General features: G+C 37.4%; 7 protein-coding genes, 1 tRNA gene, 1 rRNA gene and 1 pseudogene. 2 read left to right on the forward strand and 8 right to left on the reverse strand.

Features of this window, described 5'->3' with window-relative positions:
- Positions 1-254: 254 nt before the first annotated feature.
- From truD to ftsB, 4 genes and pseudogenes are all read right to left on the reverse strand, one after another.
- Positions 255-1055 (reverse strand): annotated as a pseudogene (truD, locus tag CBG25_RS10265) (tRNA pseudouridine(13) synthase TruD); the annotation flags it as partial.
- Positions 1021-1533, reverse strand: a complete 513-nt coding sequence (gene ispF, locus CBG25_RS10270; protein ID WP_290606468.1) for a 2-C-methyl-D-erythritol 2,4-cyclodiphosphate synthase — start codon at positions 1531-1533, stop codon at positions 1021-1023. The pseudogene truD and the gene ispF, both read right to left, overlap by 35 nt.
- Positions 1534-1556: 23 nt before the next feature.
- Entirely contained in the window at positions 1557-2285 is a 729-nt protein-coding gene (ispD, locus tag CBG25_RS10275) for a 2-C-methyl-D-erythritol 4-phosphate cytidylyltransferase (protein WP_290606470.1), read from the reverse strand.
- A 92-nt stretch (positions 2286-2377) separates the two neighbouring features.
- A complete protein-coding gene (gene ftsB, locus CBG25_RS10280) occupies positions 2378-2671 on the reverse strand; it encodes a cell division protein FtsB (protein ID WP_290606472.1) in 294 nt (97 codons plus the stop codon).
- A 441-nt stretch (positions 2672-3112) separates the two neighbouring features.
- On the opposite strand from ftsB, the gene queD reads away from it, so the two are divergent.
- Positions 3113-3475, forward strand: coding sequence for a 6-carboxytetrahydropterin synthase QueD (queD, locus tag CBG25_RS10285; protein WP_063653804.1), 363 nt, complete (start codon positions 3113-3115; stop codon positions 3473-3475).
- A 42-nt stretch (positions 3476-3517) separates the two neighbouring features.
- Here queD and queE read toward each other — a convergent pair whose 3' ends face one another.
- Complete coding sequence (gene queE / locus CBG25_RS10290) at positions 3518-4192, reverse strand: 7-carboxy-7-deazaguanine synthase QueE (protein WP_290606476.1); 675 nt, start codon at positions 4190-4192, stop codon at positions 3518-3520.
- A 170-nt stretch (positions 4193-4362) separates the two neighbouring features.
- On the opposite strand from queE, the gene CBG25_RS10295 reads away from it, so the two are divergent.
- Positions 4363-5736 carry an amino acid permease gene (locus CBG25_RS10295; RefSeq protein WP_290606478.1) on the forward strand — a complete coding sequence of 458 codons (1374 nt, stop codon included), beginning with the start codon at positions 4363-4365 and terminating at the stop codon, positions 5734-5736.
- A 94-nt stretch (positions 5737-5830) separates the two neighbouring features.
- Here the strand turns inward: CBG25_RS10295 and CBG25_RS10300 are convergent, their stop codons facing one another.
- From CBG25_RS10300 to rrf, 3 genes are all read right to left on the reverse strand, one after another.
- Entirely contained in the window at positions 5831-6619 is a 789-nt protein-coding gene (locus tag CBG25_RS10300; RefSeq protein ID WP_290606480.1) for an endonuclease/exonuclease/phosphatase family protein, read from the reverse strand.
- Between the two features lie 212 nt (positions 6620-6831).
- A tRNA-Asp gene (locus tag CBG25_RS10305) sits at positions 6832-6908 on the reverse strand.
- A gap of 47 nt (positions 6909-6955) precedes the next feature.
- Positions 6956-7071: ribosomal RNA gene (rrf, locus tag CBG25_RS10310) — 5S ribosomal RNA — on the reverse strand.
- Between the last annotated feature and the right edge of the window lie 4 nt (positions 7072-7075).

A 7075-nucleotide genomic window follows, 5' to 3' on the forward strand; every position in this document is an offset into this window, starting at 1 on the left:
TTATTAACAGTTCACATATGTTAACCATACCGATAAACCTAGCACCTCATCCGCATGATGCTTGCAGGTAATAACTATTCCCTCACGGTTTCGTTATCGCATTTTACAATGCAAGGTTACATTGTCCTGTGAGCTTCAGACCCCGCAGTTGCCCGCCACGCCTGTCACGGTAGGTTACAGTCAATGGGATGACTGGTTTTGTCCATTCCTTTTTAAAAACAATATGTCAGACGACTTCCTGTCGCACCTTATGATTGAGTTCCTAATTCTTTTTCACCATATAGCGGAGCGGTAATTTGAATTTCGCCAGCCTGCAATCTTAGTTGTAATTGAGATAACTCTTCACTCTTAGCAACGAAACAACTACCACTACCGGTTAATTGCATAACATCACCGTCCATTATCTGACGTACTTTATTATTAAGCATACGTTCACTGACGATAAAATTAAATATAACACTCCGAACGGCAGAAAGATAAAAACTACGTTTATTACGCTGCTTAACTTCAATTTCACCTTTTGCCCAACGCTCAGCTTGCACGAAATTATTACCCGCACGACCAAAGCGCTGCTCACCAAAATAGTTAGCTACCCCGAATGTTCTGATGTGCTGCAAACGTGTTTCCACTGCTTGCTGATCACTAATATGTCGAATAGTTAACTCAAAATCATTGCCTTTTAATGAACCAATACGTAATTTACGTTTCTGTCGTTTCACTAGCAGAATTTCACATCCTGCAAGTGAAAACTGGCTAAAATCGGGATCTTCCTTTCCCGGTAAATGAAGACAGAACCACTGTCCTGTCACTGCTTGCCTATCTTTTAATCCAGCATAACTGACACTACGTGGAGAAATACCAACAAATCGAGCCAGCTGGTCAGCTACAAATAGAGTATTACAGCCCTTTTTCCTAACATACACCATCAAGTGTTCACCCTCACCTTCAGGTGAAAATCCCAGATCTTCACGTACAATAAAATCTTCAGCCGTTAATTTTATCGCTCCGCTTGCTACTGGTTTACCATGCAGCCACTGAAGTGCTGTCACCATCATGACTATTATCCTTTACTAATAAAATCACTGCTGCGCAAGCAATGCCTTCTTTTCTACCAATAAATCCAAGTTCCTCCGTCGTGGTTGCCTTAACATTGACATAATCAATATGGCAACCTAGATCATCTGCTATATTTTTGCGCATATCAGCAATATATGACAGCATTTTGGGTACTTGAGCAATAATTGTGATATCAAGATTACTAATACAATATCCTTTTTTCAGCACCTGCGAATACGCCTCACGTAGCAAACCGCGACTATCGGCATCTTTAAAAGTCGGATCGGTATCAGGAAAAATTTTACCGATATCGCCTAATGCTGCTGCACCAAGAATAGCATCTGTCACTGCATGTAAGGCGACATCACCATCGGAATGCGCTATTAATCCTTGTTCATAGGGAATTTTCACTCCACACATTGTAATTGGGCCATCTCCACCAAATTTATGTACATCAAATCCATGTCCAATCCGCATGAACGATACTCCTAACAATAGTCTTATAAAGCGCGAGAAAGGTAGAATTCTGCTAACATCAAATCTTCTGGTTGAGTAACCTTTAAATTATCCACTCTACCTTCCAGCAATTGAGGATGGTAACCGCAATATTCAAGCGCCGAAGCCTCATCGGTAATTACGGCTTTTTGCGCTAATGCTTGAGTCAAACAGTTTTTGATTAATGCTAAAGGAAAAAATTGTGGCGTCAGTGCATGCCAAAGTTCACTTCGTTCAACAGTATGACTAATATCTATTTTTCCTTGAACTGAACGTTTCATTGTATCTCTTACTGGCGCTGCCAAAATACCACCATAAGAAGACTGTTTACTATCAATAAAACGAATAATACTATCTAAATCAGTTTGATGTAAGCAAGGTCGAGCTGCATCATGAACTAAAACCCAACAGGGATCTAGTTGTAAATTGTCTGATAAATAATTCAGTCCAACCAAAACTGAATCAGCCCTTTGACAACCACCAACGACTGTTTTAATTTTTGCATTTTTTGCAATCGCTAATTGATGAAAAAAGATATCATCCTTATTTAACGAAACAATAATTTGGGAAATTCTTGGCTGCTTAAGCAAGGCAGATATGGTATGTTCAATAATCGTTTTTCCCGCTACTTTCAAATATTGCTTGGGGCAATCCGCTTTCATACGATTGCCAATACCAGCGGCAGGTATTAAAGCAGCAATTTGCACTTTATGATTAGATATAAATTTATTCATTGTTCTAGACTGTTTTCTTATGAATTACTACTTTTTCGTCATAATATTTTTAAATAATTTTGTGGCCGGAAAAATATTATTAATTAAAAATTTTATTTATGGTTTGGAAAAGCATTCTCATTCACTATTCGATAAAAAGACTCTCCAGGTCTAATCATACCAAGCTCAGAGCGGGATCGCTCCTCAATAGCTTCGCGTCCCTCATTCAAATCGTCTATTTCAGCAAATAAACGTTCATTGCGTACTTTAAATGTCATGTTCAACGTTTCTAGCGCTGCAACTTCACTTTTTATACGCAAATAGTCATGGACACCATTTTTACCAAACCATAGTGAATATTGTAACCAGCAAAACACCGCCAACAATATCAGCGCTAATTTACGCATCGAAGCCCCCTGCAAGACTCACTTATCATCCCACAACTTACCCTATGACGCTACCTATCACAGATAAGTTATTAATAAAAAAATTCATAAATAAATATGAAATAGAGTCAAACGGGTCTTTTTATTGACAAAGTATAGCTTAGCTATATGTCAAAAAAAAGTTTGTTTTTACCATCTAATAAGTTGATCAATTTAAAATATTTTGTTAGTTAACTGTTTTTTTTATTTAAAGTAAAAAATTATGCTGAAAAATTCTTTCATTCTATTTTATATTCATCAAGTTATCTCACAAGGTCAAGATAATATAACCATATCTCATTTTTAAAATGATTAAATTATTTTTAAATCACATAATGAGATTAATTAATCAAAAGTTTCTAATATAAAAAATGTACTCATTCAGATAAAATGTTTGCATTAATACAATTGATAGGTGCCACAATGAGCGCAACAATTTTTAAAGACTTTCAATTTGAGGCTGCCCATCGACTACCCCATGTTCCCACAGGGCATAAATGTGGACGTTTACATGGGCACTCATTTATGGTCAGATTAGAATTAACGGGTGAAATTGATCAACAAACAGGCTGGATCGTTGACTTTAGCGATATTTCTAAAGCTTTTAAACCTTTATGGCAACAATTAGATCATCATTATCTTAATGACATAGAAGGATTAGAAAATCCTACTAGTGAAGTTATTGCACGTTGGATTTGGCATAAAATGAAACCCATTTTGCCACAATTAAGTTCGATAATGATTAAAGAAACTTGTAATGCAGGTTGTATTTATCGCGGTGAATAAACCCCGCCCTTTATTTTCAGCACCGATTGGTGCTGAGTACTATTAAGCGATATCTAGATATTTATGCATTTGAACCGATAACCGCCAATTACGTTTAATACAGGTTTCAATACAAAGCTGAGTAGCATTAGCATTTTGACTAATCGGTTGCAAACAAATATGTGGTGCAGGATGATTGGGCTCAAGCTGATTAATCAAAGATTCTAATGCATCTATATCTTTTTGGCGCCCGACAGGATGCTTAATTTCATTAGCTCGATTTAAGGCTGCCGGCAATATACTAAAACCAACACGCATCGCCACTTTCGGTGATACAGTTACCCAAGTTTTTTCAGAACAATAAATATTATGTGTCCCACTCGTCTCGATTTGGCATTGATAACCTTTTTTTTCTAAGTTATCAGTTAATTCGGTTAGATTATATAAACAAGGCTCTCCACCTGTAATGACGATATGACGAGCGGTATAATTATTCTGTTCAAATAGATCAATAATTTGTTTTGAACTACACGCTGCCCACTCGTCACTTTCGATCTTTTTAGCTAAGATTATCGATAATGACCGCTGTTGTTGCTTATTTTTAGCCCAAGTATGTTTAGTATCACACCAACTACACCCGACCGGACAACCCTGTAAACGAATAAAAATTGCTGCTACTCCAGTAAAATAGCCCTCTCCCTGTATTGTTTGAAAAATTTGATTAATTGGATAATCCATGACGTTCTCTAAAATAACTTAATAATTTGCCTATTATTGCAGATATCTATCCCTAGAACACCTTTCTTTATGTTATGGTTAAAGCTTGTGCTTTGTAGTTATCAAAACCATTTAGGTTGTGAACTGGGAGCATATCCAGCACATTAAAAAGAAAGATGGAAAGGCAACACATGAACAATACAAATCAACTTAAACGGGGATTGACTGGCAGGCATATTCGCTTCATGGCGCTAGGCTCTGCAATTGGTACAGGGCTTTTTTATGGTTCAGCTTCAGCAATACAGGCTGCCGGCCCAGCGGTACTGCTTGCCTATATGATTGGTGGAGCAGCAGTTTTTATGGTTATGCGAGCACTGGGTGAAATGGCAGTCCACCACCCAGTGCCAGGTTCTTTTTCTCAGTATGCCAGCCACTATATGGGGCCATTAGCCGGTTTTCTTACTGGATGGAATTATATCTTTGAGATGTTAATTGTCTGTCTGGCCGATGTAACTGCCTTTGGCACTTATATGCGCTTTTGGTTTCCTCAAGTTGAACAACGGGTATGGGTATTAAGTATTGTCCTATTTATTGGCGCATTGAACTTGTGTCATGTGAAAATTTTCGGTGAAATGGAATTCTGGTTATCAATTATTAAAGTGATTGCCATTATTGCGATGATCATTGGTGGTGGTGCAATCATGTTATTTGGTTTTGGTCAAGGAACCGAACATCATGCAACAGGTTTATTTAACCTTTGGCAACATGGTGGCTTTATGCCTAATGGTGTAGAAGGAATTATTGCCTCACTAGCAATCGTTATCTTCGCCTTTGGTGGTATTGAAGTGATCGGCATTACTGCAAGTGAAGCTAAAGAACCAGAAAAAACTATCCCTAAAGCCATTAATGCTGTGCCATTGCGTATATTACTGTTTTATGGCTTAACGCTTTTTGTCTTAATGTGCATTTTTCCTTGGAACCAAATTGGACAGAACGGTAGTCCATTTGTACAAATTTTTGCCAATTTAAATATCACTTCTGCCGCTAATATCTTAAATATTGTTGTCATTACAGCTGCTATATCTGCTATTAACAGTGATATCTTTGGAGCTGGCCGTATGATGTATGGTATGGCCCAGGAAGGGCAAGCACCTCGTTCATTTATGAAAGTTAGCCGCACTGGTGTTCCCTGGATGACAGTAGTTGTTATGTCGGTAATTATGCTGATCGGCGTTTATCTCAATTATATTATTCCAAAAGATATTTTTGTAATAATTGCCTCTTTAGCCACATTCGCAACAGTTTGGGTTTGGTTAATGATCTTGCTTTCTCAAGTTGCTATGCGCCGTAAAATGAGCGCTGAAATGGCAAGCAAACTGAAATTTAAAGTACCATTTTGGCCGATTGGTCCATTCATCACCATCTTATTTATGGTGTTTGTCATCATGCTGTTAGGCTTTTTCAAAGATACACGTGTTGCGCTGATAGTAGGAATGATTTGGATCGTCTGCTTGTCAATTACTTACTACTTATTTATTAAAAAAGAAAATATATCAATAAAATAGCATTGATAACTAACATCATTATCTGAGTACAAACCTAATATTTAAAATAGAAATGCTAAACCAGCATTTCTATTTTTTTATTCTCTGATTAAAGCTACTTGATACTAAATTTGGCAGAAATGGGATTATGATCAGAAGATTGCGTCTTAATCACTTCTGCATCGAGAAGAGTCAAACTACGATAGAAAACATAATCTAATGGGTAACCAAAGATGATAGTGCGTTCATCAGTGCCAAAATTGACTTCTTTCATCCGCAAACTGCGCGTAAAACGTTTAAGTGCATTTATACGTTGTCGACTCCAGGTATTAAAATCCCCAGCAAAAATCACTGGCCCTTGATGTCTTTTAATATGCTCCCCTATATTGTGTAGCTGTCGACCATAAATATCCACCCCAAAACTAAAATTAACCGCATGAATATTAATAATCATTAAATTTCGGCCATTATGTAATGGATAAACGGTAATTAACGCTGATTTTGGTAACCGAAGTAATGGCTCTTTTTCTCGCAATGGACAACAATAAATTGGATGAGATCTTGCTAACGTCATTACCCCAGAAGCGTGTTGAGGAAAAACAATTGCTGGTACTTGATCAGCAACTAAATGTTGAGATACGATAAAATCAATAAGTTGAGGTGAAGTTTGAGCTTCTTGCAATAGAATCAAATGCTTATCTATGACTAATTTATTTAAAACTGAATACCAGTTTGGGCGTTGCTGCTTATAAATATTCCATGAAACAATGCTTAATTCATCACTTTCTGAGAACAGTGGCATCCCTATAGGTAAATCATCATCAAGCGTATATTCAGATACAGGTAAAATACGCTTTGCTGGCTGGCCAGCAATATAACGCACTGAATAAATTTTTTTTGCCACCTCAAATAGCCCTTAAAAATCGAATATTTATTAATCTATCCAATACATAGATAATAGATAAAACTCATCATTTAGAAGCATAATTGCATCTTAAAGTTCAAGAAAAATGAAAATAAAACAACTTTATAAAAAATATTTATATATTTGACAAGTTTTTTAATAAACAACAAAAAGCCCTATGATATTTTCACAGGGCTTACTTTCGATATTATTGGCGGTGCGGACGGGGCTCGAACCCGCGACCCCCGGCGTGACAGGCCGGTATTCTAACCAACTGAACTACCGCACCACCCGATCCATTTCACTAATGGTTTTTCCCATTAGCATTAAATTAAAGTCTGGCAGCTCCCTACTCTCACATGGGGAGACCCCACACTACCATCGGCGCTACGGCATTTCACTTCTGAGTTCGGCATGGGGTCAGGTGGGACCACCGCGCTATTACCGCCAGACAAA

It is taken from the genome of Arsenophonus sp. ENCA, from assembly GCF_002287155.1.
Lineage (GTDB): Bacteria > Pseudomonadota > Gammaproteobacteria > Enterobacterales > Enterobacteriaceae > Arsenophonus > Arsenophonus nilaparvatae.

Excerpts from the sequence above, each read along its gene's own strand:
- ispF (WP_290606468.1), bottom strand. The coding sequence starts at position 1,533 with ATGCGGATTGGACATGGATTTGATGTACATAAATTTGGTGGAGATGGC.
- queD (WP_063653804.1), top strand. The coding sequence starts at position 3,113 with ATGAGCGCAACAATTTTTAAAGACTTTCAATTTGAGGCTGCCCATCGA.
- ispD (WP_290606470.1), bottom strand. The coding sequence starts at position 2,285 with ATGAATAAATTTATATCTAATCATAAAGTGCAAATTGCTGCTTTAATA.
- ftsB (WP_290606472.1), bottom strand. The coding sequence starts at position 2,671 with ATGCGTAAATTAGCGCTGATATTGTTGGCGGTGTTTTGCTGGTTACAA.
- CBG25_RS10295 (WP_290606478.1), top strand. The coding sequence starts at position 4,363 with ATGAACAATACAAATCAACTTAAACGGGGATTGACTGGCAGGCATATT.
- queE (WP_290606476.1), bottom strand. The coding sequence starts at position 4,192 with ATGGATTATCCAATTAATCAAATTTTTCAAACAATACAGGGAGAGGGC.